At 45.5% G+C, this 23,454-nt stretch carries 24 protein-coding genes; 3 read left to right on the plus strand and 21 right to left on the minus strand.

Translation table 11 applies throughout. The features are described 5' to 3' along the window. Positions 1-42: 42 nt before the first annotated feature. Positions 43-591, minus strand: coding sequence for an STAS domain-containing protein (locus HRI96_RS09900; protein ID WP_210117196.1), 549 nt, complete (start codon positions 589-591; stop codon positions 43-45). 414 nt (positions 592-1,005) lie between these two features. Then, the gene (locus HRI96_RS09905) at positions 1,006-1,785 is read right to left on the minus strand and encodes an SDR family NAD(P)-dependent oxidoreductase (RefSeq protein WP_210117197.1); all 780 of its coding nucleotides are present in this window, start codon (positions 1,783-1,785) and stop codon (positions 1,006-1,008) included. 45 nt (positions 1,786-1,830) lie between these two features. On the opposite strand from HRI96_RS09905, the gene HRI96_RS09910 reads away from it, so the two are divergent. Beyond that, a complete protein-coding gene (locus tag HRI96_RS09910) occupies positions 1,831-2,613 on the plus strand; it encodes an RNA methyltransferase (RefSeq protein WP_210117198.1) in 783 nt (260 codons plus the stop codon). Positions 2,614-2,665: 52 nt separating this feature from the next. On the opposite strand, the gene HRI96_RS09915 is transcribed toward HRI96_RS09910, so the two are convergent. Genes HRI96_RS09915 through HRI96_RS09930 form a run of 4 tightly spaced genes read right to left on the minus strand, consistent with a single transcriptional unit; the run spans position 2,666 to position 6,915 of the window. Next, positions 2,666-3,832, minus strand: coding sequence for a sigma 54-interacting transcriptional regulator (locus HRI96_RS09915; RefSeq protein ID WP_210117199.1), 1,167 nt, complete (start codon positions 3,830-3,832; stop codon positions 2,666-2,668). A 22-nt stretch (positions 3,833-3,854) separates the two neighbouring features. Continuing rightward, the gene (locus HRI96_RS09920) at positions 3,855-4,595 is read right to left on the minus strand and encodes a WecB/TagA/CpsF family glycosyltransferase (protein WP_210117200.1); all 741 of its coding nucleotides are present in this window, start codon (positions 4,593-4,595) and stop codon (positions 3,855-3,857) included. After that, a complete protein-coding gene (locus tag HRI96_RS09925; protein WP_210117201.1) occupies positions 4,595-5,437 on the minus strand; it encodes an RsmE family RNA methyltransferase in 843 nt (280 codons plus the stop codon). The genes HRI96_RS09920 and HRI96_RS09925 overlap by 1 nt, the downstream gene beginning before the upstream one ends. Beyond that, positions 5,434-6,915, minus strand: a complete 1,482-nt coding sequence (locus tag HRI96_RS09930; protein WP_210117202.1) for a S41 family peptidase — start codon at positions 6,913-6,915, stop codon at positions 5,434-5,436. Before HRI96_RS09930 ends, HRI96_RS09925 begins: the two co-directional genes overlap by 4 nt. Positions 6,916-6,979: 64 nt before the next feature. Between HRI96_RS09930 and HRI96_RS09935 the strand changes: the two genes are divergently transcribed. Continuing rightward, entirely contained in the window at positions 6,980-8,131 is a 1,152-nt protein-coding gene (locus HRI96_RS09935) for a nucleotide-binding protein (RefSeq protein WP_210117203.1), read from the plus strand. Positions 8,132-8,133: 2 nt separating this feature from the next. Beyond that, positions 8,134-9,120 carry a prolipoprotein diacylglyceryl transferase gene (lgt, locus tag HRI96_RS09940; protein WP_210117204.1) on the plus strand — a complete coding sequence of 329 codons (987 nt, stop codon included), beginning with the start codon at positions 8,134-8,136 and terminating at the stop codon, positions 9,118-9,120. A 129-nt stretch (positions 9,121-9,249) separates the two neighbouring features. On the opposite strand, the gene tkt is transcribed toward lgt, so the two are convergent. From tkt to secY, 15 genes are all read right to left on the minus strand, one after another. Further along, positions 9,250-11,220: a transketolase gene (gene tkt / locus HRI96_RS09945; RefSeq protein WP_210117205.1), complete on the minus strand. Its 1,971-nt coding sequence runs from the start codon at positions 11,218-11,220 to the stop codon at positions 9,250-9,252. 159 nt (positions 11,221-11,379) lie between these two features. Next, positions 11,380-12,822: a hypothetical protein gene (locus HRI96_RS09950; protein WP_210117206.1), complete on the minus strand. Its 1,443-nt coding sequence runs from the start codon at positions 12,820-12,822 to the stop codon at positions 11,380-11,382. A gap of 74 nt (positions 12,823-12,896) precedes the next feature. Further along, the gene (locus tag HRI96_RS09955; protein ID WP_210117207.1) at positions 12,897-13,541 is read right to left on the minus strand and encodes a CBS domain-containing protein; all 645 of its coding nucleotides are present in this window, start codon (positions 13,539-13,541) and stop codon (positions 12,897-12,899) included. Between the two features lie 194 nt (positions 13,542-13,735). Then, positions 13,736-14,440: an ABC transporter ATP-binding protein gene (locus HRI96_RS09960; RefSeq protein ID WP_210117208.1), complete on the minus strand. Its 705-nt coding sequence runs from the start codon at positions 14,438-14,440 to the stop codon at positions 13,736-13,738. Continuing rightward, positions 14,433-15,233, minus strand: coding sequence for an ABC transporter ATP-binding protein (locus HRI96_RS09965; protein ID WP_210117209.1), 801 nt, complete (start codon positions 15,231-15,233; stop codon positions 14,433-14,435). Before HRI96_RS09965 ends, HRI96_RS09960 begins: the two co-directional genes overlap by 8 nt. After that, a complete protein-coding gene (locus tag HRI96_RS09970) occupies positions 15,230-16,267 on the minus strand; it encodes a branched-chain amino acid ABC transporter permease (RefSeq protein WP_210117210.1) in 1,038 nt (345 codons plus the stop codon). The genes HRI96_RS09965 and HRI96_RS09970 overlap by 4 nt, the downstream gene beginning before the upstream one ends. Before the next feature lie 36 nt (positions 16,268-16,303). Further along, positions 16,304-17,203, minus strand: coding sequence for a branched-chain amino acid ABC transporter permease (locus HRI96_RS09975; protein ID WP_210117211.1), 900 nt, complete (start codon positions 17,201-17,203; stop codon positions 16,304-16,306). A 245-nt stretch (positions 17,204-17,448) separates the two neighbouring features. Beyond that, positions 17,449-18,594 carry an ABC transporter substrate-binding protein gene (locus HRI96_RS09980; RefSeq protein ID WP_210117212.1) on the minus strand — a complete coding sequence of 382 codons (1,146 nt, stop codon included), beginning with the start codon at positions 18,592-18,594 and terminating at the stop codon, positions 17,449-17,451. Between the two features lie 310 nt (positions 18,595-18,904). Further along, the gene (locus HRI96_RS09985) at positions 18,905-19,153 is read right to left on the minus strand and encodes a hypothetical protein (RefSeq protein WP_210117213.1); all 249 of its coding nucleotides are present in this window, start codon (positions 19,151-19,153) and stop codon (positions 18,905-18,907) included. A 243-nt stretch (positions 19,154-19,396) separates the two neighbouring features. Next, complete coding sequence (rplQ, locus tag HRI96_RS09990; RefSeq protein WP_210117214.1) at positions 19,397-19,993, minus strand: 50S ribosomal protein L17; 597 nt, start codon at positions 19,991-19,993, stop codon at positions 19,397-19,399. Beyond that, positions 19,983-21,038 (minus strand): DNA-directed RNA polymerase subunit alpha, encoded by a 1,056-nt coding sequence (locus HRI96_RS09995; RefSeq protein ID WP_210117215.1) that lies wholly within the window; start codon positions 21,036-21,038, stop codon positions 19,983-19,985. The genes rplQ and HRI96_RS09995 overlap by 11 nt, the downstream gene beginning before the upstream one ends. Before the next feature lie 89 nt (positions 21,039-21,127). Continuing rightward, positions 21,128-21,508, minus strand: coding sequence for a 30S ribosomal protein S11 (rpsK, locus tag HRI96_RS10000; RefSeq protein ID WP_210117216.1), 381 nt, complete (start codon positions 21,506-21,508; stop codon positions 21,128-21,130). Between the two features lie 16 nt (positions 21,509-21,524). Continuing rightward, positions 21,525-21,896: a 30S ribosomal protein S13 gene (gene rpsM, locus HRI96_RS10005; RefSeq protein WP_210117217.1), complete on the minus strand. Its 372-nt coding sequence runs from the start codon at positions 21,894-21,896 to the stop codon at positions 21,525-21,527. A gap of 12 nt (positions 21,897-21,908) precedes the next feature. Then, positions 21,909-22,022, minus strand: a complete 114-nt coding sequence (gene rpmJ / locus HRI96_RS10010) for a 50S ribosomal protein L36 (RefSeq protein WP_081478566.1) — start codon at positions 22,020-22,022, stop codon at positions 21,909-21,911. Positions 22,023-22,123: 101 nt separating this feature from the next. Continuing rightward, positions 22,124-23,452 carry a preprotein translocase subunit SecY gene (secY, locus tag HRI96_RS10015; RefSeq protein WP_210117218.1) on the minus strand — a complete coding sequence of 443 codons (1,329 nt, stop codon included), beginning with the start codon at positions 23,450-23,452 and terminating at the stop codon, positions 22,124-22,126. Positions 23,453-23,454 lie beyond the last annotated feature (2 nt).

Raw genomic sequence — 23,454 nt, forward strand, 5'->3', positions numbered from 1 at the left:
TCTTGCGTCGCACCGGCGCAAAACACTAAAAAAGTGACGTTTTTACCCTAAGGAACATTGTCCCTGCGCGTCGACGGTTAAAATAGACTTACATTCGGAACAGCGGAAACGTCCGGAGCGGGTAGCCTTAAGCCTCTTTGAACACACGGGACAGGAAAAAATAACGGGAAAAACCGTATTGACTTCAGGCCTGCCGGATTTAAAAAGATCTATAGAATCCGCATAAGTATTTTTTATGTTAAAAAATTGAGAAAAACCCAACAGCTGAAAAACTTCAAACACCTTTGGCTGAATTTCAAGAAGAACGATATCCCCGCCTTTCGATTTAACTAATTTTAAAAACGCAGTAAAAGAACCGATACCTGTCGAAGACACATAGTTCAACGCGCTGCAATTAAAGATTAAATTTATATATCCCGCTTCCACTACTTTGGCAATACGTTTTTGAAAAAAGCTGGAATTGTACGTATCGATATAGCCGTTCAAATGCACGCTTAAACAGTTCGGAACTTCTGCGATACGTTCCAGAGTAATCTTAATACTGTCGTCTTTTTCGTCGTCAAAGCCAGGCACAAGATTATTATTTATCATGCTAACTTAATAAACCTCTTACTCTAAACATTCTATCATAATTATGAACAAAAACAAAACTTTGATGCACTAAATTGCAGTAAAGTCTTAACTTTAAAACATGGTATATAGGAGCTCACGGTTCGTGCGTAAAATTATCCATTCATAATACACTAAAAAACACCAATATGTCAAATTTTACTATTTATATACGGTCAATTCGGCACGCTGCGGACTCAAGCCTACTTATGCCTAAAACAATGTTCTTCCCGATTCGTAACAAAAATCATGCGATAAATTATGATAAACCGCATAAAAAACACCGCTAATCATCCGAGACGGCGACCGCCAAAAACGCCGTTGCCGCTCAAGGCGCTGCCCGCCGAGAGTCCTAGAAATGCGGCCGTCCCGCAAAGCGCTAATCCGCAGAACCGATTATAATTTTCCGTCCCAGCCGAAATCTATGTTTAAAAGCGCCCCGTTTATTTCAGGCGATTCAAGCAAAAACATTCCTCCCCTTGCTACGGAATCTGCGGAAATGAATTTTTTGCAGGGAAGTTTATTTGAAATTAAGAGTTTCTCAGCTTCCGAAACATATTCCGTGTCGGTAAAGCCGGGAAGAACGGCGTTGCAGGTTATGCCGTTTGACGCGTATTCGTGAGCGACGGAACGGACAAGAGAGCCTACTCCCGTCTTTGCGCCGCCGTAGGCAGCGTTGGTCTTGTAGCCGTTTATGTTGTAAGTCCGAGTTCCTCCGAAAAAAAGAAAACGCCCCCATCCTTTTAGGATCATGCCGGGCAAAGCCGTGCTCACGCAGTAGCCGGGAAGGGCGTAGTCAAGCAGAGCCGCGTTCTTCCAATCTTCAAGGGTTGTTTCCGTAAGCGGCTTTTGAATAAAAGGGCCGAAGCAAACGCACACTATGTCGGACTTTTTCAATATCGAATTCAGCGGCGACACGGCTAAATCGCTGAAATTTTCAATTTTGTACACTATTTTTTCTATGTTTACAGGATTTTCACACCTCTGCATGTCCGCGGAATTTTTATCCAAGGGGGCGGATTTAAGTTCCTGGATCAGCGAATCGAACGCTTTTGAATCATGCCCGCCGTGAACGAAAAGATCCGCACCGGAGCGCGCAAGTTTTTTGGACAACGCGCGGCCTATGCCGCCGGAACCGCCTATGACAAAAGCTCTTTTCCCCGAAAAAACACCCATGCGCTAAATTATAGCGTAAATAAAATAAAATATGTATATTTAATTATGAATCTAAACAAGATCCGCATAGTTTTGTCTCATCCTGAAGAAAGCAGAAATATCGGAGCCGTGTGCCGCGCAATGGCAAACAACGACATAAGCACCTTACGGATCGTAGGAAAAAAAGAAGACTATGACGATTCTCACATAAGAGTCTTGGCCATACATGCCTCTCCTATCTGGGATTCGGCACAGTTTTTTAATTCCATAACCGAAGCTACGGCGGACTGTACAGCCTCCGCCGGCACGACACGCAGGCGCGGAAAAAAACGAAAAGGTAAGCTTTTGTTTCCGGAAGAATTTTCTTCGCTCGCAGCCGAAATAACCTCAGGCTCCGAAAGCGGCGCGGGAAATATCGCCATAGTGTTCGGAAATGAAAGAACGGGGCTTACAGATTCTGAACTTCAAGAGTGCACGATAGGGGTAACAATACCTTCTTCGAAAGGCTTCCCATCCCTGAACCTATCCCACGCAGTCCAGATAATGTGCTACCATCTTTTTCGTGAAAAAAACAAGGGCGAACATGGATACACGCCTTTAACGCTCGGCGAAATAGACAAAACGGTAAAATCCATTACCGACGATCTTAAAAAAATAGGATTTTTCCGCATTGCCGGGCGCAGCGACATGGAAAGTTTTTGGCAAAACCTGCTTTCACGGGCGGCGGTTTCGGAAGGTGAAATTCAATACATTGAAAAAACCTTCGGCAAAATAGCAGGGCTGGTATCTAAAAATAAATCGGCAGCCTCGCCGCAGATTTGCAGCGAGGGTTCAAGCAGCACCGAGTAATTGAACTCTCCGCACGAATAATCCGCCGATAATCGGTGAATATTCATTGCGATCAATCGAGCAAAATATCGCACGCATCGATACGGTTATCGCGGCAAAAAAGCATAGCGCGAGAAAGGCAGTGCATGAGCTGGCGGACGTTACCCGGCCAATCGTAAGACTCTAAAATGGAAAGCGCCGCGTCGGAAATACGGCAGGAATTTTTGCTTAAAAAATTTTCAGCGAGAGGCTTTATGTCTTCGATGCGATCTCTAAGCGGACTTAAGCGTATCGGGAAAACGTTTATTCTGTCGTAAAGATCTTCCCGAAATAATTTTTGTTCTATGAGCGACTGCAGATCCGCGTTCGTCGCAAAAATCAGCCGCGAATCTACCGTATTTTCTTTTACCGCTCCGACGGGACGAAAAGCGCCGGTTTCCAAAAATCTTAAAAGTTTAACCTGAACGGAAAGAGGCGTGTTGGCTATTTCATCCAAAAACAGAGTTCCTCCGTCGGACAAAAGCAAAAGCCCCGAAGAATCTACGGCTCCGGTAAAGGCGCCGTGCCTTGACCCGAATAATTCGGTGTCGGCTAAATTTTCAGACAGAGTTCCCATATCAAGCACGCAAAAAAGCGATCTTCTGCGTTTGGATAATCTATGAATAAACGAAGCGGCAAAGCTTTTTCCCGTTCCAGGTTCCCCTAAAAAGATGACCGGCAAATCCGATCGCGCCGCCAGGGCCAGCTGGAATTTCAATTTTTTTAAGAAAGGAGATCCGCCTATAATTTCCGAAAGTATGGAATTTTCAAAATCGGAAAGTTCTACGGATTCGGCAGGATCATATTCCGGCAGCTTTTTACCGGTGCGTAAAAAAATATCTTCGTCGCAGGGAAGCGGAATAACAGAAGCGTCGGAATTTTCCGAAGACTGTAAAAACGACAAAACCTCATCCTGAGGCATTATAAAATGCGTATTTTTTTTCAAACGGTCTTCTTGATAAAACGAAGTTTGTATTTTATTTAAAACCGCCTTATCCGCTATTTTGGGGTCTATAAATAAGGCTCTCCGCCTGCCGCCGCGCGAGCCGGAAATGTCGGAAAGCAAAGGCACATTTATAAATTGAAGATCCGAATAAAAATGTACTTCCGTATCCGCGTAAATGGGTTTCCTGAAAAAATTCGCAATCTCAGGCCGCGCGGTATAAACATGTATTTCACTGGATAAAACAGCGGAAAGCATATTCTTCCCCCCTTCAATCCTCCTACCCTTTCGGCTTCAATCGATACCAGACAAGCAGTATTGTAAACCATAAAAAGGGAAAAACAAGAAATAATTTTAACGGATTATGTAAAATTTCATGAAATATCTCAAAACCTTTATCAAAGGCGTCGTCGCTTATGCGCTTCAGTCTTTTTGAAAATATTCCTATCGCATCTTTGTAATACAAGAATATGCTTGAAGAAAACTGATTTCTGCGGCGGTAGGCCCATACGTCTTTTTCTTTTATGCCGCTGCACAAGAGGGCAAGGGACGGGGAAGCTTTAAATACGGCCTGAACTACGTCTTTTTCAAACGTTTCGGTATATTTTCCTGTACAGCGGCCGACTATGTGAAGTTTAGGAAACGTCGAGCGCACATTGTTTTCCGCATCGTCAAGCTGTTTTTTGTACCCGCCCAGCAAAAACAATGTCTTGTAGTGAATTTCAAGTATGGAAAGTATGTTTATCAGCGCCGTAAAAGGATTATATCTTACAGGAACGGGCTTTTTAAGAAATTCCGCAGCGCGCAGTATGCTCTTTGAAACCGGAAGAACGAGATCCGCATTTCGGACGCATTCCGCATAATCGTTTTGACCTCGCGCCCTTAATAAATTCCAAACCGACAAAAACACTATCTGTTTTGTTCCAGGTTTCGCTAAAAGCTCAAGTATGTGCCCTTCCATTTCTTCCGGACGGCAAACGTCTACCGGCACTCCCAAAATTTCTATCCGCTGTAAAGCCATCAGTTTTTTCCTGTCACTAAATTTTGCAAGACTGCAATTCCGTATAAGGCAGCCGTCTCGCATCTTAAAATATTTGTTCGAAAGTGAACCGGTATAAAACCGTTCTCTTTCAAAAAAGACATTTCGGAGGAGCTTATTCCGCCTTCGCAGCCTACTGCAAGCCCCGCAAGCCTTATCCTCCGATCCTCACCTTCCGCACTGCGCTGAATTGACGGCCTATCCGTGCGTTCATAAAAACCCAATACGGCATCATCCATTCCAAGCGCATCAAGCGCTTGTTCCGTAAGAAAAAAGGCCGCGCTGTTTTTTATTTCGGCGGATCTTTGCCGCCACAGATTTACAGCTTCGTCCAAACCGCACGGATTCTCAAAGACGGTGCTTACAGGGGAACCGCTTTGCTGGCGGGCCTCTTTTATTATACGTAAAATTCTTTCTTGCCGCGAAGCGTTAAAAAACGTTCCGTCTTTTTGCGTATATTCGCCGATTACGGGGATTATGCGCGCTACGCCGCACTCCGCAGCCTGTCTTATAATTATATCCATTTTTTGCGGCCGCGCAATAAACTGAAAAAGCCAATACTCCGCCTGAAAATCTTCAATTAGGGACGCCTGAATTCCGCGCGTAATGTTTTTTCCTTCGTTGCACGCCTGCAATTCAATGAATCTTTTATTTTCATCCGCGCCGCACACTTTCATTTCCTGAAGAGCGCCGTCGGTAAGCCGCACGGACACAAGATCTCCTTTTTTTACACGCAGAACCTGTTTAAAATAGCGGTAATCCTTTCCTTCGATCCGTAAAATTCCGTTCGGCCCTATAGGAACGGAAGCTATAAACTGTCTCATTCTCCGGTGTTTTGGGCTATTCCCTTTTCGGAGGCAGCCTCCTGCAATTCTTTTAAAGTTTTTGAAGACCTCATCAACTCTCGGAAATTTTCCTTTTCCAAAATACCTATAGCTTCGTTAAGCTGAATGTCATAATCAAGATCGTATGAGGGCATACCCTTTGTGCGGTAAACTTCCATGCGTATAATGCGCCGCATGGTACGTATGTCAAACGGATATTTTTTATACAAAACATCCGCATAAGAAGCTATGTCTTTTTCGGACATATCCGGATGAGATTCCACATACTTTGCCACAACGTTTTCTTTCATCATTTCGGAAAAGTTTTTCTCTTCTTCTTCCGTCAGCTCCGGATGCAAAACTTCGCGGTCGGGCGGAATGCCGATCTTGTCGATATTCGTGTCACTCGGCGTATAATAACGCGCTACGGTAACCTTGCAGCCGTCAACATACCCCAGCTGTATTACCTGCTGGACCGAGCCTTTGCCGTAAGTGTTTTGTCCCACAAGATAGGCCAAATGATAATCTTTTAGCGCGCCTGCAAGAATTTCGGAAGCGCTGGCGGATCCTTTGTTGATAAGAACCACTATAGGAATGTCTTTGGGCATGGAAGTCTTCAGGCGGCTCGCCGTATATTCGTAAGTGTCATAAGGAACGCGGCTTTTTGTAGAAACTATTACGCCGCTATCGATAAACTTATCCGCAACATCTACTGCGCTTGTGATAAGCCCCCCGGGATTGTTCCTAAGATCTATTATCAGACCTTTAAAGTCATTCTTTTTAAATTCATTCAAACCTTCTTCAACTCTCTTTGCGGTTTCAGGCGTAAATTCGATGAGCTTAAGATAACCCAAGGAATTTATCATAGCGTATTTTACGGTAGGAACTTCTATAAGCTCTCTTATCAGAGTCTTTGTGAAATTCATGTTTTTGCCGCGCAAAAACGAAACTTCTACGGGATCTCCTACCTTGCCGCGCAGATGAAGCAGCACTTCGTTCATCGTCATATCTACCGTAGAAAGTCCGTCTATCGCGGTGATAAGATCGCCGGCGTGGATTCCCGCCTTAGAACCGGGAGTGTTTTCAATCGGCGACACAACTTCGACATAAGCCGGTTTTTCAGGCGAATTGGAAACGATTTTTGTTATGGAAAGCCCGACTCCTCCGAATTTTCCTACAGTGGTATCTGCAAGCTCCCGCACGGAATTGCTGTCAAGGTAAATCGAATACGGGTCTTCCAGCGCGCTCATCATTCCTTTTATGGCGCCTTCGTATAATATTTTCGGATCTATTTCATCCACATAGTTTTGATCTACAAATTTCAAAGCGTTTCTTATCCGCCTTAAATACTCATCCGTCGGATCCGAAATTTCGGAAGCCGAAGCCAGAGCCGATTGTGTAAAGCACTGGGAAGATATCAAAAGCAGGAAAACAAAGTAAACGGCGCCTGCGAAACGTCTTAAAATTTTATTGTTCATATAAGTTATTTTATGTCACGTAAAGGATTTGTCAAGGCAAGCGATATTATGTTATACTGCTTTTATGCAAATCATACCTGTTGCAAGCGGAAAAGGCGGCGTCGGAAAAAGTCTTTTGTCGGCGAACATGGCCATCGCGCTTGCTCAGTCCGGCAAGAAAGTCGTTCTTGCGGATCTGGATCTAGGCGCGTCGAATCTTCACCTTGTACTCGGCCAGAGTTCTCCCAAAACGGGAATCGGCACGTGGATTTCGGAACGCAGCGATTTTGACAGCATCATTACCGTCACTGATTACGAAAACCTCAACTTTATCGCCGGCGACAGCGAAATTCCGGGGCTTTCATCGCTTGGACTGGAAACAAAACGAAAACTCATTTCAAACCTGCTGAACATAAAGGCCGATTACCTTGTGCTTGACTTGGGAGCGGGAACGCATTCAATCATACTGGACATGTTTTTGCTTTCTCCGCAGGGTATCGTCGTGACGGCGCCCACGGTTACGGCAACTCTAAACGCATACCTTTTTTTGAAAAATGCTGTATTCAAACTGATAAATTCTACTTTTAAAAACGGCTCTGCAGGTCGCAAGTGGCTTAATAAATTAAAAAAGACTTCCCAGTCGATGCAGCGGCTCTATATTCCCAAAATGATAGAAGAACTCGGCAATGTAGACGCGGAAAACACAGCCATCCTTAAGCGCCGCATGGAAAAATTCTGCCCGCGCCTTATAATCAATATGATCGATGATCCTAAAGACACGGAAAAGGCCCTGAAAATAAGAAGATCCTGCACGCAGTACCTCGGTCTCGACATAGAATATTTGGGCGTGATGTACCGCGACGCCTATCAGGACAAGGCGCTTTCTTCAAGGCTGCCGGTGATAGTTTACAAACCGCAGAGCATTCTTTCTCAAGGAATTTTTAGAATTGCGGATAAAATAATAGCGTCCGAAGCGGTCAGTTTTGACACCGACCTAAGTTCCGGAGAAGAAGGAGATCAAAACGATTCCTTCAGTGCCATAAGCGAAGAAGCGGAGGAAGATTACACGCAAAAGATGGAAAGCCTTCAAGACCTCATAGGCGGAGGAACTTTTTCCACGGGCGAGCTTTCGGAAATGATAAAGACCCTTCAATTCGACATGACTCAGTTAAAAAAAGAAAACAATCTTCTAAAATCAAAACTTGTAAAGGCCGCCGAACAGGGCTTTAAGGTGTAAAAATGTATTTGCCTCTTTCGATCACATACCCCTCATGGCTGCATCCTGAAATTTTTCCAGGAGTACCGGTGCTCGGCCTCATACGTTGGTACGGACTGATGTACATAGTTGCGTTTTTTGTCGCTTACACGCTTTTTAAAAGATTGGTAAAAGAAGGTTTTTTGGACACTCAAGAATACAAGACAAGCGAAGAAGATGTTTTTTCATTTTTCACTACCGTCATCCTGTTTCTTTTAATAGGCGCACGCGTTTTTTCCACGCTTGTCTACGACACGAGCGGATTATATTGGGCTAAGCCGTGGCTTATTTTTTGGCCCTTTTCCGAAAACGGGAATTTTACGGGACTGGCGGGAATGTCTTACCACGGGGGATTTATAGGAGCGCTTTCAGGTTCCGTATTTTGGTGCGTCCGAAAAAAAAAGCCGGTTCTAAGGTGGGCCGACGCCGCAGTCTGCGTGATCCCCGCCGGATACACTTTCGGACGGCTGGGCAATTTTTTAAACGGCGAATTATACGGGCGCATCACGACAATGCCGTGGGGAGTTGTTTTTCCGCACGCTCAAAGATTTTCAAAATCGCTCGATTGGTTACAGGATTTTGCGCAAAAAGCGGGCATTGATCTTACGGCGGCGTCAAACCTTGTAAACCTGCCGCGTCATCCGAGCCAGCTCTACGAAGCTTTTTTTGAAGGCTTGGTCCTTTGGGCGGTTATATGGTCTTTGCGTAAGAAAAAAGTTTTTGACGGATTCTTGGCGGCCGTCTATACGTTCGGCTACGGAGCCGTCCGCTTTGTGATAGAATATTTTCGCGAACCCGATGCGGATTTGGGATACCGCATAATAAAAGAAAGCAACGCGCCTATTTATCTGAACACGTCTCTTATGAATTTGTCTACGGGGCAGATTTTATGCCTTATCATGATGGCGGCGAGCCTGCTGTTTGCCGCAGTCCGCATCATAGGAACTTACGGCAAACGAAAATCCGGCTAAATGCGGAAAATCAACAAACCGGCGCCTTAAAACTTTACAAAGCCTTAAGAGCGCCGGCCAGATCAAGCGAGCTGCCCGAAAAGTGAAATTTTGGGACAGCTCTCAAAAGAGTCAAATTACGACAAAAAACTATTTTTTCAATAATTCCGCAAGCTTTTCGGCGGTAAAGCCCAAATGCTCCGCAACTTTTTCCGCAGGCCCCGATTCTCCGAAGCGGTCTATACAGAAAATATCCTCATGAGAAGTGGCAAACCTGTCCCAGCCCATGCTGATGCCGGCTTCGGCCGTAACCACGCGCTTTGCGGGGCCGATGATCTTGTCCTGAAATTCTTTATCTTGTCTTCCGAATAAATTCAAATCCGTAACCGAAACCACGCGTATTTTTTTGTTAGGAACAAGTTTTGCGGCTTCGAGCGCCATATTTACTTCCGACCCCGTAGCCAAAATAGTTATGCCGGGCTTTGCCGAACCTTCGTGCACTACGTAGGCTCCCTTTCTGGCGGTCGTCTTCCAATCGGGATCCGCCTTTTCGTAAACCTTTAAGGCCTGCCGCGTAAACGCCATGCAAACGGGATGATCTTTGCTTTCCATCGCCATCTCCCACGCAAGCTCGGCTTCCTGAGGATCGCCCGGGCGCAAAAACTGCACATTGGGAATAGCCCTTAAGCCGGCAAAGGTTTCGATCGGCTGGTGCGTAGGACCGTCTTCGCCCACATAGATGGAATCGTGCGTAAGTATGTAAATGGGATTTATTTTTTGCAATGCCGCAAGGCGAAGCGAAGCGCGCATATAATCCACAAACACAAGGAACGTCGCTCCGAATGCGCGCAATCCTCCGTGCAGGGTAATACCGCAGCAAACGGCCGACATCGCAAATTCCCTTATGCCGAATTCGATATAGCGGCCTTTTCTGTTTGAAAAAGTATATATGCCGTCGGAATTTTCAAGCTTTGTCTTATTAGATCCTGTAAGATCGGCGGATCCGCCTACAAGATTCATGTAACGGCTTGCCATAGCGTTTAAAACCTTTCCGTTAACATCGCGGGTAGCGGCTTTGTCGCCCGTCTTATAAACCGGAGAGGAAGCCTTACCGGTAGCTTTGCCTTTAAAAAAGGCGTCCCACGTTTTTCTGAGTTCCGGGTTTTCTTTAGACCACGCTTCAAATTCTGCGTTCCAATCTTTTTCGGCTTTTGCAAACGATTCTTTTTTGCTTTTAAAATACTCATAAGCTTCGGGCACTACGTAAAACTGCTTGTCTTCAGGTAAACCGAGCTTTTTCTTAGCTTCAAGTACGCCTTGTACGCCGAGCGGAGAACCGTGCACATCGGCAGTATTTTCTTTAGGGGCGCCCTTGCCTATTACGGATTTAAGCATGATCAAAGTCGGCTTATCTTTGCATTTCTTTGCTTGTTCCGTCAGAGAAACTATTCCGTCAACATCGTACATCGAGCCTTTTAAAACCTGCCAGCCGTAGGCTTCATAGCGTTTGGCGATGTCGTCGGTAAACGTTATGTCGGTAGAACCGTCAATGCTTATTCGGTTTTCGTCGTAAAAAACGATGAGTTTTCCAAGTTTTAAATGCCCCGCAAGGCTTGAAGCTTCGGACGAAACGCCTTCCATCAAACAGCCTTCGCCCACCAGGGAATAGGTATAATGATCGACTACAGTGTGTTTGGATGTGTTAAAGCGGGCGGCCAGCATAGTTTCGGCGATAGCCATTCCTACGGCCATTGAAATTCCCTGCCCCAGCGGCCCCGTAGTGCACTCAACTCCGTCGGTTAAACCGTATTCCGGATGCCCTGCGCATTTTGAACCGATCTGCCTGAAATTCTTTATATTCTGCAGCGACACCTTGTACCCGGCCAGATGCAATATGGAATACAAAAGCATGGAACCGTGTCCTGCCGATAAAACAAATCTGTCCCTGTCGGGCCATTTTGAGTTTTCGGGGTTGTGTTTCATTATTTCGCCGTATAAGACGGCTGCAAGCTCGGCAGCTCCCATAGCAATTCCGGGATGTCCGGAATTCGCTTTTTGAATGGCATCCATCGACAAACTTCGTATGGACAATGCAGCTGCGGCAATTCCCTTTTGATTCATAAAAACCTCTCTTTTATCTTATTTTATAGGGCATCTCGAAAAACTCACTCAAGGCGATTTTTCGGGATTTCGGCGAGTTGTAAGCCGCTGTATTATCGCGAGTTACAACATCGCATTTTAACGGCGCAGGGCCGCAGTTAACTCTAAAAACTGCAGTTTTTAGAGCTTCCCTATAATTTTAAAACCTTTTTTACTCTGCTCGATAACGGAGGCCCGTATAATAGGCCTTATATCATAAAAATTAAATTCCATTCCTTCAAGCGAAAGCATCATAGCTTCCGATTCTTCATTGATGTAGGCGGGCGTCATCTCAAGCGATTCAAGCATGTGAAGAAGATGAGTATAAAGCTGTGTTAATATCACCAATTCCTGCTGCGGAAGTTTTTCCAAGTCCACAGCTTCCGCCATGATGTCGCACATAAGAGAACACGCTTCCCTGTACAATTTAACCGCGCTGTGCCTTACCGCTCCGGTAACAAAGTCTGCAAACCAATTATAACTTTCGGAGATCGCAGCTTTTCTGTTTTCTATGCGCTGTTTTAGATCTCTTATATCCTTTTTTTCAAAGGGAAGAGCTTTAAGCGATTCTTCCAAGCCGATCGTATCGTTCTTTTTTTGATACAGAAGATCTTTGATGTAAGTATCGATGAGAAAATCAATCGAAGGAAGCCAATCCTCCGCCGCCAATTCCTTAAAAGAGCTGTTCCACGCGCCCATCGCCGGAACGTCTTCCCCTGTCCGCCACAGCCTGGACTCCACTCCGTAGCTTTCAAAGCCGATTTTTTTGGATCTCTGTAAAAGTTCTTCCACGGAACCGCATTCTTCACACGAAAGCTCGTCGCCGTGTTTGAAAAAAACATCAGCCAGCTGCTCTTCAATAGAATTCAGCGGCCCCGTACTGTCAAAATCGTCGAGAAAATATTTTTCAAGTTTATCGTACCATTCCTGCCTTTTTACGTCGTCCTTACGGATCCTAAGGCCGTGATCGCCCGTTTTCATAGGCGAAACTGAAAAAGTACCCGCGTCCCAGTCTATGAGCTCGCAGAGAATTCTGTCGCCGTAGTGAATGCCGCAGGCTTTTTGAAACGGTTCCAACGAAATTCCCGTAAGCCATACCTTTTGCGGCAATTCAAAGTCAAAACTTGCAATATCCAAATCGCCGTTTGCAGGATCGGCTGCTATATACTGGCTAACATATTCTTCCCCGAACAGTAAAAAGAATTTAGCGGCCGAAAAACTGTCAAATTCTTTGGACGTTTTGTAAAGTGAAGCTCCGTTAAATAAAAAATTCAGCGAAAACGAAAGCGTTTCAGGATTTGCAAAGGGCATGAACCTGTGCCCCGGAATAAACATGTTTTTGTCTATTTCTTCCTGGGTAAGCTTGAATGAAAATTTTTTTCCGGTAAAAGCGCCCGCCCTTGTTATATAAACGCCTTTGTGAAGTTCAAAGACAAAGGGGCTTGTTTCAAGATAATCTTTGCAATCCTTTAAGCTTATTTTACCCTTTCCTTTTATGAGGAATTCCTGAAGCGCTTCGGCTGTAAACGGATAGGGATAAGTTCTGAGAAACTGATTTATGACCGCTTCCGATGAAACATACATATATATAAGATACTATGAATACCCACAAAATAAAACAGGCCGATAAAAAAATCTACGAAATGAAGATCTTTTAACTAGTTTTCACGAATGCTTCTCAGTTCGGCGTTGACTACGCTGCCGATACTTTCCAACTGCGAAAGATTTATCCCTGACGCTTTTATGGTTATGCGCCTGTGCGCCGGATCGTCGCCTTCCCAAGTTATCAGCGAAATTATGTTTCCGTTCAGATCCGCTATAGCCTGCGTTATTTTTGCAAGGATCCCGGGCTGGTCGCTTACCATAAACGTTGCGCGCACGCCGGGTTGGCGCACGCCGAAGAGGTTTATGAGCGCATTGAACAGATCGCTTTCCGTTATTATGCCGACAAGCAGATCTCCCTTCATAACGGGAAGACAGCCTATGCCGTTGTCTATCATTATCCTTGCGGCTTCTTCCACAACTTCGTCCTCCGACACTGTGCGGACATTTTTATGCATGACTTTTTCAACCGTAAGTTTTGAAAGCAAATAGCCTATTTCATACATGTCCAATGTCGTAGCAGCCGAAGGGCTCGCCCTGTTCAAATCATTTTTTGTTATAATTCCTACAAGGCGTTTCGATTCGTCCAAAACCGGTAACTTGCTGATCTTTTGCTTCATCATAAGCGCCTTCGCATCCGTCACGGACACGGAAGGAGAAATATAAACCGGGTTTCGCGTCATTATATCTTTAACTCTCATAATTCCTCCGGATAAATTAATCTTCAAGCTACATTATAGCACATTTTTGCACACAATCGACTGCACACATAATCAACGGCACGCACAATCGGCTACGCACGCAATCAACTGCACAATTGTCTGCGCACACAATCGACTGCGCAATCGAGCTGCCGTAAAATACAAACGGTAAATCTTGCAGACGCAGCATTATCCTAGCCGCCCAAATACGCTTCTTTTACGGCCGGATCCTTTGCAAGGTCGGCGGCGGCTCCCGTTTTAGTGATCGTCCCGGTTTCCAAAACGTAGGCTCTGTCCGCTATGGACAAAGCTTTAAACGCGTTCTGTTCTACAAGAAGAACCGTAGTTCCTTCTTTGTTGATCCGCTGAATTATTTCAAATATTTCATCTACGAGGATGGGCGCAAGCCCCATGCTTGGTTCGTCAAGCAAAAGAAGAATGGGGTTGGCCATTAGCGCCCTTCCTATCGCCAACATCTGCAATTCTCCTCCGCTCAAAGTACCCGACACCTGTTTTAGTCGTTCCTTCATGCGCGGAAAAAATTCAAACACTTTTTCCATATCCGCCTTTATGCCGGCCTTATCGTTCCTCTTATATGCGCCCAATTCCAAATTTTCTTTAACCGTAAGATTTGCAAAGATACGTCTGCCTTCCGGCACTTGAATCAGATTCCGCAAAACAATTTTATCGGCTTCCATGTCGGTGATGTCTTCGCCGTTAAAAAAAACTTTTCCTGACTGCTTTTTTATTATGTTGGAAACGGCGTGCAGCGTAGTGGTCTTACCCGCTCCGTTCGAACCGATAAGAGTAATTATTTCTCCCTTTTCCACGGAAAAAGAAATTTTACGAATAGCCTTGATCGCTCCGTACGAAACTTCCAGATCTTTTACTTCAAGCATCCAGAGCCTCCTGTCCCAAATAAGCCTTTATTACCTGCGGATCCGACCTTATTTCTTCGGGCAATCCTTCGGCGATGATTCTGCCGTAATCAAGAACCATAATCCGCTCGCAAATTCCCATGACAAGACGCATGTCGTGTTCGATAAGAAGTATCGTCAAATCGAATTTTTTGCGTATAAAGGCTATGAGCTTCATCAATTCCGCCGTTTCCTGCGGATTCATACCCGCCGCGGGCTCATCAAGCAAAAGAAATGTCGGATTAGACGCAAGAGCTCTCACTATTTCAAGTTTGCGCTGTTCGCCGTACGGCAGGTTTTTTGCCGTTTCATCTTTTTTATTGTCGATCTTAAAAAGGCTTAAAAGATCGTTTACCTGAACCGTCATAAGCTCTTCGTCATGCCTAAAACGCGGCGTGCGCATAAGTACGTCCAGCGGGTTTACCGACCTGCTTGAGTGCAGCGCTACTCGCACATTGTCGGCCACGCTCATGCCCGGAAAGAGCCTTATGTTTTGAAACGTTCTCGCCATTCCCATCTTATTAAGCTGATAGGGATGCGACTTATTTATTATTCTGATCTTACCGCTTCTGTCCCAAAAGGTTATCTGTCCTTCCGTGGGGCGGTAAATGCCGCTCAGCATATTGAACACGGTTGTCTTTCCGGCGCCGTTCGGACCTATAAGCCCTACAAGTTCTCCGTGAGCGATCTTGCATGAAAAATCGCTTACCGCTCTAAGCCCGCCGAATACTATCGATATATCGGACGCCTGTAAAACCGTCTTTTCGTCTTTCATCTTTTATCTCCGTTTTTTGCTCCGGCATTATCGGATCCTGCGCGCCGTTTACCCAAAAAGGCCGACATCTTTTTTTTGAAAAGCGGCATGTCGTCCCACAGCTTTACAAATGAAAATTCCTTTGTGCCCAACAGTCCCTGCGGCCTGAACTGCATCACAAGGATTAAGATCACGGGATAAAAAAGCAGCCGATAATTCTGCAAAAAGCGCAAAAATTCCTGCAAAGAAGTTAGGACAAAAGCGGATAAAACGCTTCCCGTAGTCGATCCCATTCCTCCCAAAACGACGAATATCAAATAGTCGATGCTCCTGTTAAACGAAGCGATATCCGGCTTAATAAAGCCGATAAACGGAGCGTACAAGGCGCCGCCTATTCCCGCAACAAACGAAGCTATCACAAAACCGATCATCTTATATCTAAAAACTCCGATTCCGCTTGAATTTGCCGCTATTTCGTCGTCGCGGACGGCGAGAATCGCGCGGCCGTAAGTGGAACGTATAAAATTCTGCAGTAAAACTATCAATAAAACAAGACTTCCTATTATCACAAGATAAGCGACGGTAGGATTCAACGTCATCAGCGTCGGAAACTGTTTGCCGTTAGGCCCTCCCGTCACGGAGCGCAGGTTCACCAAGATAACGCGGATTATTTCACCGAAGCCCAGCGTGACTATCGCAAGATAATCGCCTTCAAGTTTTAAAGTCGGAAAGCCGATCAAAAAACCAAAAAAAGCCGTTACAAGCCCGGAAAGTATAATGCCGACGGGCAGCGGAAGCCCCATATTGGAAGAAAAAAGTATCGTAGAATACGCTCCGATGGCCATAAAACCTGCCTGCCCCAGCGAAAGCTGCCCCGTAATTCCGCATATTATGTTCACGGATAAGGCCATGATCGCGTTTATTCCTGCGAGCGTCAAAATCTGCGCCGAATACGCATCTATCAAAGAAACTTCTATCAAAACCGCCGGAACTGCTACTGCAAAAACAGCGCAAACGCCGGGAATAAGCATGTTGCGGATTACCTTATTTTTCATAAAAACTCCTGAATGCCGAATTGCGTATCATAACCGTCAGACCTTTACCCTTGCGGTCTTGCCCAAAATTCCCGAAGGTTTTACCAAAAGAATGATAATCAAAATTGAAAATGAAATCGCGTCCGCAAACTGCGACGACAAAAATCCTTTTGTAAGCGTTTCCGCTATCCCAAGGATAATGCCGCCGAGCATAGCGCCGGGGATCGATCCGATTCCTCCTAAAACGGCGGCGACGAAGGCCTTTAATCCGGGCATGTATCCCATAAACGGATCGATCTGCGGATAAGCCGTAGCGTATAAAATTCCCCCTGCAGCCGCCAGAACGGATCCTATGGCAAAGGTAAAAGCGATTGTATTATTTACGCTTATACCCATAAGGCTTGAAGCCTGAAGATCGTACGAGACGGCCTTCATAGCTTTTCCCGTCTTTGTTCGGTCGACAATGTAACTGAGCGCTATCATAAGCAAAGCGCTCAATATGATCACTACAAGCTGAATATTTGAAACGGAAACGGAACCTATTCTAAAATTTTTGATCGGGAAGGTCGGAAACTGTCGCGGATCCGGTCCGACGAAGGGCAAAACCCGCATAGTGTTTTGCAGGATCAATTCAACTCCGATTGCAGTGATCAGTGAATTAAGACGGGGTGCCGTGCGGAGCGGTCGGTAAGCAAAGCGTTCTATGGCAATGGAAAGCAAGGCGCAAACCGCCATTGAAACGACAAAGGCCGCTATCATCCCTTGAGAATTGGTGCCCAGCGCCTTAAGGACAAAATACCCGGTATAAGCGCCTATCATCATAATATCGCCGTGCGCAAAATTTATGAGCTTTACTATTCCGTAAACCATCGTGTAACCGAGGGCGATAAGCGCATAAATGCTGCCCAGAGAAAGTCCGTTTATGAGCTGCTGTAAAAAAATAATTCCGGTGTTCACCACATCCTCCTGCCGGCATTATTGCAAAGACAGGGGCTCCGCCTAAAATATCCGGCGCCCGAAGCTTTTACGTCACGCGGCACAGATCGTTACAATCAAACACGTATATATTATAGAAGCATAGTAATTTAGTAAATAACTAAAAAAGGGCATCGGCCGTCGACGGCGGATGCCCTTATAACCGCTATTACGAGATTTATCCGTACCGGATACAGGTTCTTCGCTTATTCAGCGGCGGCTTTATATTACGGGTTAACGGTAGCCTTATATGCAGGCATGAGTTTACCGTCGGCGCCCTTTACTATTTCAATCATTACTGCCGACTTTACGGGATTGCGTTTTTCATCAAAACTCAGCCGCCCTGTAACATAGTCGGAATCGGTAGCTTTTAAAGCGTCGCGTACAGCCGTCGGATCGTCGCTGCCGGCTCTGACGATTGCATCGCGGAACATATAAACGCAGTCGTATCCGAGTGCGGCAAAGGAATTCGGCTCTTTATTGTACTTGGCTTTAAATGAAGCAACAAATTTCTGAACGGCCGGAGAAGTGGAGTCGGGTGCATAATGGTTTGAATAAAAACCGTTCAAAACTTCGTCGCCGGAATTACCGGTCAAGCCGTCCCAGCCGTCAGCCCCTACGATCGGAACCTTAATTCCCTGAGCCCTAAGCTGCGTAGCTATGAGAGAGACAGTTCCGTAATAATCCGGAAGATAAACCACCTCGGGGTTCGCATTTTTTATCTTTGTAAGCTGAGCGTTAAAATCCTTGTCGCCCGTGCTGTAAGATTCTTTGGCAACGATGGTCCCGCCGTTAGCCGTAAATGCGGCAATAAAATTATCCGTAAGGCCTACAGAATAATCGTTTCCGACGTCATATAAAACCGCAGCTTTTTTCATGCCGAGATTTTCCGAAACGAAACGTCCGCCGACGGTTCCCTGGAAAGGATCTATAAAACACGCTCTAAAAATATAGTCGCCGGCGTCAGTAATTGCAGGCGACGTAGCAGCCGGTGCAAACTGGACAACCTTGCTCGCCTGCGCCAGAGTAGTGATGGCTTGAGCGCAGCCTGAAGTCAAAGAACCGATTATAAGTTTTACGTTATCTTTTGTCGTAAGCTTTTTAAAAGCATTTACGGTTTTATCGGGATTTCCCTCGTCGTCTTCGCTTACAAGAACAAATTGCTTTCCGTTTGCGCCGCCCGAAGCGTTTATTTCTTCAATTGCAAGGTCAATGCCGTTTTTGCATTCAACGCCGTAGACTGCAACTCCTCCCGAAAGCGGAAAAATACCGCCTATCTTTATCTGGCTGCTCTGCTTTTTTGCACAGCCCGCCGCAAGAAAAATCATATATGCCGACAATGCCGCGCCTATAAATTTTACGGTTATTTTCATATTAAAACCTCCGATTTCATTCTTTCTTTAACTCTGCTTAACGGCACCCCAAAAACTCGCATTTAGCGACTTTTCGAGATTTCAAAGAGTTTTAACTCCGCTTAAATATATTCAAAAAATTGAAGTTATGCAAGGCTGCCGTCAAAGGCGCGGCAACGGCGTATGCGCCGAGACTGATAAAGTACATACAAGCGGTGCAGTGCCGGACGACAGCAGACTGAACAAGATGTGTTAAGCTGTTCCAAAACAAGACAAAAAAAGCCGTTCTTTTAAAGAGCGGCCTTGTGCGGATAAAATTTTATGCGTTCAACTATGCTTGAGCTTCTGCAGGAGCGGCTTCGGCTTCCGCAGCGACGGCTGCCGCCGGTTTTGCCGCGCGAGCGGCTACACGCGCTTTATTTTTTAACGCAGCATTGCAAAATTTGCAGATCTTTACCTGTTTGCCGTCAATTTCCTGCTCATAGATAACTTTTATATTTTCTTTTTGACAGACAGGACATTTCCCTCTTCCGTGAGCCGGCTGTCCGCGCAAACCGCTTCCGCGATGATTTTTAGACATTTTCTACTCCCATAAAAAGCTGAACATAAACGTAAATTTACAAATCCGCTTTTTATTTATAATAGGGAACCTCGAAACCCGCCTTTAGGATTTTTCGAGATTCCGGCGGGTTGCAACCCGCCGTATTATCGCAAGTTACAACATCGCATTTTCAAAGTTACGGAATACCGTTTAAGGCAATCCCATTTTACCAAAAACACCGATCAAGCCGCATTCGAATCAATCGATGCTTCCACAGATCTTTTACTTTTCCTCTTTCCCGTCGGAAGGTTTCTTTTCTGCCTTAGGAGCCTTAGCTTTCGGAGCAGCCTTCTTTTCCGCTGCTGCGGATCCGCCGCCGGCTTTTTTTGCAGCCGGTTCTTTTTTGGCCTTTGCCTTAGAAGATGCTTCCGTCTTGTCGCCCGTCTTTTCAGCGGGTGCGGCAGCTTTTTCAGCCTTGGCGGCCTTTTTTTCGGCTTTTTTAGCTTCGGCTTCAGTATCAAGCTTGTAGTCCACCAATTCAAGGATGACCATGTCCGCGGCGTCGCCTTGGCGGAATCCTATTTTTAAAATTCGAGTATATCCGCCGTTGCGGTCCTTCATTCGCGGACCTATATCGGTAAACAATTTGTTCAGGATCTTTTCATCCTGTACGAATTTCGCAACCTGACGGCGGTTATGAACCGTGTCCTCTTTTCCGCGTGTGATAATTTTTTCTGCAGCTTTTCGTACTTCCAAAGCTTTCGACTTCGTCGTGGTAATACGTTCAAACCTAAACAGAGACGTTACCATATTCCGTGACATGGCACGGCGGTGGGCTGTCGTACGTGAAAGCGGATTAAAACCGTTTTTATGATTCATCTGATTCTTCCTTCTGCTTTGTTAGATTGACGGCATTTTTAAGATGACTGTAATCGGTCATGCCGAGCGTAAGATTCCATTCGTGGAGTTTTTCTTTGATCTCGGTAAGACTTTTTTTACCGAAGTTGCGGGTCTTCGCAATGTCATCTTCCGTTTTTTTCGTTAATTCTCCGATCGTGCGAATATTGGCGTTTTTAAGACAATTGGAAGATCTCACTGAAAGTTCAAGCTCTTCGACGGGCGTGTTGAGCAATGTGCGAATATGCTCGTCTCCTTCTTCAAGATCGTCTCCGCCGGAATATTCACTGTCATTAAAGTTCACAAATATCGAAAAATGATCTTTTGCGATCTTTGCGGCTTCGGCAAGAGCGTCTTCTGGCTTTATTGTTCCGTCCGTCCAGATCTCCAGGACAAGTTTGTCATAATCATTGCGCTGCCCCACACGGCAAGGCTCGATCGAGTATTTAACCTTCGGCACGGGGGTAAATATCGCGTCCATCGGAATGGTGCCGACGACTTCAATATAGTGTTCGTTTACTTCCGCCGGAACGTATCCTCGCCCAAGATCAACTTGAATTTCAAAATCAAGGCGTGCGCCTTCCATCATTTTGAAAATCGGCTGGCCTTTGGACATGATTTCCAAGCTGCCTTCTTTTGCAAAATCATCGCTTTTTACCGTTCCCGGACCTGTAAACTCGTACAGCAGTGTATCCTGTTCAATGTCCTCGGGAAGCCTTAAATGGATCTGTTTTAAGCTGTTCAATATCTCAAGAGCGTCTTCTTCAACATTGGGAATAGCTTCAAATTCGCTCGAAATAACGTGAGGAACACCGTCGGCATCGTATGAAGTTATCCTTACGGAAGTGATCGCATATCCCTGAATGGAAGAAAGCAATACGCGTCTTAACGTGTTGCCCACCGTAGTTCCAAACCCGGTTTCAAAAGGATAGGCTATAAACTTACCGTAATTGGGATTGGCTTCAAGATGTTCAAATGTAATGCCTTTGGGCTTTTTAAAACCTTTAAGCAGATTTTTGCGAGCCATCTGGACTCCTTTAATTTATAAAATTACTTCAACCAAGAGTTTTTAAGCTCCTGATTTCCTCAACAACTCACCTATGCAGCTTTTATGCGTTACATATGGCGGGTCTTGCGCGGTCTGCATCCGTTATGCGGGATCGGGGTTACGTCGGAAATCGATTTTACCTTAAGCCCCAAAGAACCTAAAGACCTGATCGCATTTTCACGTCCCATGCCGGGTCCCTTTACGAACACGTGAACTTCACGCAATCCGTAACTGGCCGCCTTTTGCACGGCCGTTTCCGCAACGGACTGAGCCGCAAACGGAGTGGATTTTTTTGCTCCGCGAAAACCGAGCCCGCCGGAAGACGACCAAGCGAGTGTGTTTCCCCGTAAGTCCGTAATAGTAACGATAGTATTGTTGAAGGAAGCCTGAATATATACATTACCTTCAAAAACGCTCTTTTTTTCTTTTCTTTTCTTTACAGTAGCCAATTATTTACCCTCCGCCTTAGACTGCCTTTTTCTTGTTTGCAACAGTCTTCTTCTTTCCCTTGCGAGTGCGGGCGTTCGTACGTGTTCTCTGTCCGCGAACGGGAAGACCTCTTCGATGGCGAAGTCCGCGATAACAGCCTATATCCATAAGCCGTTTGATGTTAAGACCTATTTCCGTGCGAAGCTGACCTTCAATCTTATACTCTTTATCAAGAATTTCACGGATCTTACCGAGATCCTCGTTTGAAAGATCATTGATCATCGCCGTGGGATCAACCTTCGCCTTCTGGCAAATAGCATTTGCCGACGATCTGCCGATTCCGTAAATGTAAGTCAAAGCGACCCTGACATGTTTATTTGGGAGGTCAACTCCCGCAATTCGAGCCATCTGTTACTCCTCTCAGCCCTGTCTCTGTTTGTGTTTCGGGTTTGTACAAATTATACGGATAATCCCGTTGCGTTTGATAACCTTACATTTGTCACAAATAGGCTTTACACTGGTTCGTACTTTCATAAAGTCCCCTTGGGATCGGTCTTACCGGGCTTAGGCAGCTCGCAATGAGTCGCACCCGAAAGATCTTCTCCCGTTTTAATTCTACAAAAAGCTCACAAAACCTAAAGATTTCGTGACCGAATCCTGCCCTTCTTTGTCAATCCGTCATGATGATGCATCTTAAGAAGAGCTTCCACCTGACTCATAGTATCCAAGTCGACGCCGACCATAATTATCAAAGACGTTCCGCCCATCAACATTGAAATTGACTGAGGAAATCCGAATAAATTTTGGATGACCGTCGGTAATACGGCTATAGCCGCAAGGAATAAAGAGCCCGGAAGAACTAAACGGTTCAACACCCGTTGTAAATATTCTTCGGTCTTATCGGTGCGTATACCGGGAATGGATCCGCCGTTTTCCCTAATGTTCTTAGCTATTTCAGTGGGGTTCAGGGATACCTGAGTGTAGAAGTATGCAAAGAATACTATAAGGATTACCATAAGAATATTATACCACCAGCCGGCCGGATTTAAAAAAGCTGAAAGCTTTCCTATCCATCGCGCCGAATTCTGGTTGCTTCCTATACTTGATATGATCTGCAGCGGAAATGTTAAAAACGACGATGCAAAAATTACGGGAATAACGTTCGACGGATTAATCTTAAACGGAATATACGTATTTTGACCGCCGTACATCTTTCTGCCGACTACACGTTTTGCATAGTGCACCGGAATTTTTCTCTCTCCCCGTTCTTCAAAAATAACAAGTCCGATAATTCCGATAAACATGACAAAGACGACCACGACAAAGACGACATTTATTTCATTGTTGCCGACCATCTGCGCCAAGTCCAGAACCGCAGAAGGCAATCGGGCAACTATGCCCGCAAAAAGCAACATCGAAATTCCGTTGCCGATGCCGCGCGCCGTTATCTGATCGCCCAACCATATAGTTATCATTGTTCCCGTAGAAACCGTAAGCATAGCGAGCATTTTCATCTGTATGCTGCCGCTCCAAGCGTCGGGGATGCTGTCAGCGTAAACCGTTACGGCGAACGACTGTATGAGACACACTACGATGGTTCCGACGCGCGTCCACCACGCTACGCGGCGCTGCCCGCCGTCTTCCTGCGCCATACGTTTCAACGACGGAAAAATAATAAGCGCAAGCTGCAAAATAATCTGCGTCGAAATGTAAGGCATAACGCCGAGCATGAATATTGAAAAACGCGAAAACGCGCCGCCTACAAAAAAGTCCATATAGCTGGCAAAGGCGTTTCTATTCTGTGTTGCCAAATTATCGAAATACTGAAGCAGAACGGCTGCGTCGATTCCGGGAACGGTAAGAACGCTGCCCATGCGGAAAACAGCAAGGATAATAAAAGTAAAGAATAAGCGGTTTCGCAATTCTTTAAGTTTAAAAATATTTACAATAGGACTGCTTGCCATCT

Origin of the sequence: Treponema parvum, assembly GCF_017893945.1 — a bacterium.
Lineage (GTDB): Bacteria > Spirochaetota > Spirochaetia > Treponematales > Treponemataceae > Treponema_D > Treponema_D parvum_A.

Excerpts from the sequence above, each read along its gene's own strand:
- HRI96_RS09900 (WP_210117196.1), bottom strand. The coding sequence starts at position 591 with ATGATAAATAATAATCTTGTGCCTGGCTTTGACGACGAAAAAGACGAC.
- HRI96_RS09905 (WP_210117197.1), bottom strand. The coding sequence starts at position 1,785 with ATGGGTGTTTTTTCGGGGAAAAGAGCTTTTGTCATAGGCGGTTCCGGC.
- HRI96_RS09910 (WP_210117198.1), top strand. The coding sequence starts at position 1,831 with ATGAATCTAAACAAGATCCGCATAGTTTTGTCTCATCCTGAAGAAAGC.
- HRI96_RS09915 (WP_210117199.1), bottom strand. The coding sequence starts at position 3,832 with ATGCTTTCCGCTGTTTTATCCAGTGAAATACATGTTTATACCGCGCGG.
- HRI96_RS09920 (WP_210117200.1), bottom strand. The coding sequence starts at position 4,595 with ATGGCTTTACAGCGGATAGAAATTTTGGGAGTGCCGGTAGACGTTTGC.
- HRI96_RS09925 (WP_210117201.1), bottom strand. The coding sequence starts at position 5,437 with ATGAGACAGTTTATAGCTTCCGTTCCTATAGGGCCGAACGGAATTTTA.
- HRI96_RS09930 (WP_210117202.1), bottom strand. The coding sequence starts at position 6,915 with ATGAACAATAAAATTTTAAGACGTTTCGCAGGCGCCGTTTACTTTGTT.
- HRI96_RS09935 (WP_210117203.1), top strand. The coding sequence starts at position 6,980 with ATGCAAATCATACCTGTTGCAAGCGGAAAAGGCGGCGTCGGAAAAAGT.
- lgt (WP_210117204.1), top strand. The coding sequence starts at position 8,134 with ATGTATTTGCCTCTTTCGATCACATACCCCTCATGGCTGCATCCTGAA.
- tkt (WP_210117205.1), bottom strand. The coding sequence starts at position 11,220 with ATGAATCAAAAGGGAATTGCCGCAGCTGCATTGTCCATACGAAGTTTG.
- HRI96_RS09950 (WP_210117206.1), bottom strand. The coding sequence starts at position 12,822 with ATGTATGTTTCATCGGAAGCGGTCATAAATCAGTTTCTCAGAACTTAT.
- HRI96_RS09955 (WP_210117207.1), bottom strand. The coding sequence starts at position 13,541 with ATGAGAGTTAAAGATATAATGACGCGAAACCCGGTTTATATTTCTCCT.
- HRI96_RS09960 (WP_210117208.1), bottom strand. The coding sequence starts at position 14,440 with ATGCTTGAAGTAAAAGATCTGGAAGTTTCGTACGGAGCGATCAAGGCT.
- HRI96_RS09965 (WP_210117209.1), bottom strand. The coding sequence starts at position 15,233 with ATGAAAGACGAAAAGACGGTTTTACAGGCGTCCGATATATCGATAGTA.
- HRI96_RS09970 (WP_210117210.1), bottom strand. The coding sequence starts at position 16,267 with ATGAAAAATAAGGTAATCCGCAACATGCTTATTCCCGGCGTTTGCGCT.
- HRI96_RS09980 (WP_210117212.1), bottom strand. The coding sequence starts at position 18,594 with ATGAAAATAACCGTAAAATTTATAGGCGCGGCATTGTCGGCATATATG.
- HRI96_RS09985 (WP_210117213.1), bottom strand. The coding sequence starts at position 19,153 with ATGTCTAAAAATCATCGCGGAAGCGGTTTGCGCGGACAGCCGGCTCAC.
- rplQ (WP_210117214.1), bottom strand. The coding sequence starts at position 19,993 with ATGAATCATAAAAACGGTTTTAATCCGCTTTCACGTACGACAGCCCAC.
- HRI96_RS09995 (WP_210117215.1), bottom strand. The coding sequence starts at position 21,038 with ATGGCTCGCAAAAATCTGCTTAAAGGTTTTAAAAAGCCCAAAGGCATT.
- rpsM (WP_210117217.1), bottom strand. The coding sequence starts at position 21,896 with ATGGCTCGAATTGCGGGAGTTGACCTCCCAAATAAACATGTCAGGGTC.
- rpmJ (WP_081478566.1), bottom strand. The coding sequence starts at position 22,022 with ATGAAAGTACGAACCAGTGTAAAGCCTATTTGTGACAAATGTAAGGTT.
- secY (WP_210117218.1), bottom strand. The coding sequence starts at position 23,452 with ATGGCAAGCAGTCCTATTGTAAATATTTTTAAACTTAAAGAATTGCGA.